The sequence below is a fragment of the Ulvibacter litoralis genome (assembly GCF_900102055.1).
Taxonomy (GTDB): domain Bacteria; phylum Bacteroidota; class Bacteroidia; order Flavobacteriales; family Flavobacteriaceae; genus Ulvibacter; species Ulvibacter litoralis.
Map to the genome: position 1 here is coordinate 1 of NZ_FNBA01000036.1, position 2,895 is coordinate 2,895.

The 2,895-nt window shown below is 33.2% G+C and carries 3 protein-coding genes; all 3 read left to right on the forward strand.

The features are described 5' to 3' along the window. Positions 1-560 precede the first annotated feature (560 nt). The 3 genes from BLQ00_RS17245 to BLQ00_RS17255 all read left to right on the forward strand — a co-directional run bounded on the left by BLQ00_RS17245 (position 561) and on the right by BLQ00_RS17255 (position 2,581). Complete coding sequence (locus BLQ00_RS17245; RefSeq protein ID WP_139149460.1) at positions 561-1,028, forward strand: hypothetical protein; 468 nt, start codon at positions 561-563, stop codon at positions 1,026-1,028. Between the two features lie 246 nt (positions 1,029-1,274). Continuing rightward, on the forward strand, positions 1,275-1,766 hold the full coding sequence (locus tag BLQ00_RS17250) for a hypothetical protein (RefSeq protein ID WP_093145563.1): 492 nt from the start codon (positions 1,275-1,277) through the stop codon (positions 1,764-1,766). Between the two features lie 239 nt (positions 1,767-2,005). Further along, on the forward strand, positions 2,006-2,581 hold the full coding sequence (locus tag BLQ00_RS17255; RefSeq protein ID WP_093145564.1) for an RDD family protein: 576 nt from the start codon (positions 2,006-2,008) through the stop codon (positions 2,579-2,581). Positions 2,582-2,895: the final 314 nt, after the last annotated feature.

Below are 2,895 nucleotides of genomic sequence, written 5' to 3' on the forward strand. Positions count from 1 at the left end.
CTCCGAATAACTGGAACTAATTAAAGAACTGAAAAGGTGTCGCCGCTTCAAGCCGCACACTGCGCCAAGCGCTACAATTATTATACAAACCCGTTACTAAAAATAGCTCGGAAAGAAAATCTTCGGATTTTTTTCCGAGCAGATTACTGCTAAGAACAAAGTCGGTCATTCTTACGTCCTTCCGATTGAAAAAAGCTGATTTTGAATTTTCAACTCATAAGATATTCAAGTTTCAAAATTGAACTCCTTCTATCCTTCTGATTTTAACGCTTATTCGAAAAACCTCTGAATCTAAATGTAATTCCGAGACAAATCATTTGGTTCGTGTCTCGCTACTTGTAGTAACAACGTATAACGATTATTGCTCTTGCGGGAATTACTTGATAATTTCTACAAATATTTAACTATATTGGTTTCTGAAAATTCGAACTCGCTTGCCTTTCTGAGTCTCACGCAGCTCTGAATAATTGGTACTAAGATGTGAAATTTGAACTTGTCGCTGCTGCCCTCAGCGCGCTGCGCCAAACGCAACAATCGTTATACAAACCCGTTAGCAAAAAGTGGAAAAAATCAAGTACTACATGTTATTTTTAGTTATTTCTGGATGCTATTCATTAAATACTGTTGAGGATATTAATAAGTATGTTTCATACATAAACAACAGAGTTGATACTGCTGAAAGAATTAAAGAATTTGAAACGCCAAACTCTGATAGAAAATCATTTGGAAAAACTGTAGTAACTGAATTACATAATAATCAATCGGATGTTGTTCGTCAAATTGTAGAAATTGATCTAAAACAACTATCAGCAGAGTATAAATTCTATTATGAATATGGTAATTTAGTTTATTGCGAAATCACAGAATCAGAACTTGATAATGAAAGCGCTGAAAAATTAATACAAAGTGATGATATATACTATTTTAAAGATGGGAAATCTATAAAGAGCATTAGTAAAATAAATAAATCAACTGATGAAAATCGAGCTTTAATATTATCAAAATTTTACTTTATTGATAACTTATAAAATACCATTTGCTAACAACGTATAACAATTATTGCTCTTGCGGTAATTTCACAATAATTTCTACAAATAATTAGCTATATTGGTTTCTGAAAAATAACGTAAAGCTTGCCCTTCTGAGTCTCACGCAGCTCTGTTGAATTTGGAACTAAGAAGTGAATCATGAACTTGTCGCTGCTGCCCTCAGCGCGCTGCGCCAAACGCAACAATCGTTATACTAACCCGTTGTAGCACATTTGAGAAAACGAAATGCAGAAATTAATAATAATCATTTTCATTCTAATTTACAATCTGAATTTCGGACAGGAAAAAGTATATAAACTGGTTTCAAAAACTGAAAATTCGGATATTAATTACAAAGCGTTTAAAAATTTTGACAACTTCAAAATCTACAAAAATGACGGACTGAAAAAAGCATTTAATCCAAAAAAAGGAACAAATGATATTTACGTATTCATTTCGGAATTCAAAGGAGATTCCTTCGACGGAACTCGTAAAACTTTTCACGATTATCTGATTTTAAAAGTTGACACTAAATCGGAATTAATAATTGACGGATTTCAATACACGATGGAATGGGCTGAACCACCAGCAATATCGGATTTATATCGGGTGACTGAAAAAAATGTAAAAATTGGTAACGGAATTGACTTGAATTCACTAAAAATGAAACTTGACAAAAATTACCAAACTGAATATAGAAAATATTTAACTGATAACGGAAAGTTGAATCTGAATTAAAAAAACGTGCTACAACAACGTATAACAATTATTGCTCTTGCGGGAATTACTAAATAATTTCTACAAATATTTAGCTATATTGGTTACTGAAAAATAACGTAACGCTTGCCCTTCTGAGTCTCACGCAGCTCTGTTGAATTTGGAACTAAGAAGAGAAGTCTGAACTTGTCGCTGCTGCCCTCAGCTCGCTGCGCCAAACGCAACAATCGTTATACTAACCCGTTGGCAAACATTTAATCATGAGCGAGACACAATTTAACACCAATGGACTAATTGGAGATATAAATGATACTACAAGAAAGTACCCAAATCTTCATAGAGTTCTAAGTATGTTAATAGATCATATGATAATGTGCCTTGTAATTGTGCCTTTGTTAGCTCTCTTATTTGGACTTGTGGCCTATTTTGAAGATTATCTCAACAAGTGGTTTGGAATATCTCTGATTCTTCTCCCTTTTTTTATTTATCTAAATAAGGATTTTTTTAAATCCAAAAGCCCAGGCAAGAGAATTTTGGGTTATCAAGTAATTGACCGAAAAACGAATAATCCTGCAAACGAGTTACAATGTTTCATTAGAAATTTGACAATATGTGTCGCTTGGCCGATAGAAGTGATTGTTAGTTTAATCAGCCCTGAGAGAAGAATTGGAGATTTCTTAGCGAACACCAAAGTAATTTTAGCAGAAAAAGAAAAGCTAAAATCGTTTTGGACAGATTTAAAAAGCACAACATTGAAATTAAATTATATTGGGATTATAATAATTGGCGGAATTTACTTTTATGGGCTAAGTTTTTTATTGTTCAATTTGGATTAAAAAACGATTTGCCAACAACGTATACTAATCATTGCTCTTGAGGTAACTAGAAGTAAATTGATTGCAAATATTTAACTATATTGGTTTCTGAAAACTCGAACTCGCTTGCCTTTCTGAGTCTCACGCAGCTCTGAATAATTTGGTGCTAAGAAGTGAATGAAGAACTTGTAGCTGCTGCCATCTGCGCGCTGCGCTAGGCGAAACGAGCGTTATACAAAACCGTTAGCTACCATTACTAAAATGATCTATAGAATATTTTTATTTTTTTTATTTAGTCTTACTTCTTCTTGTGATTCGGAGAGATATTTGATAAT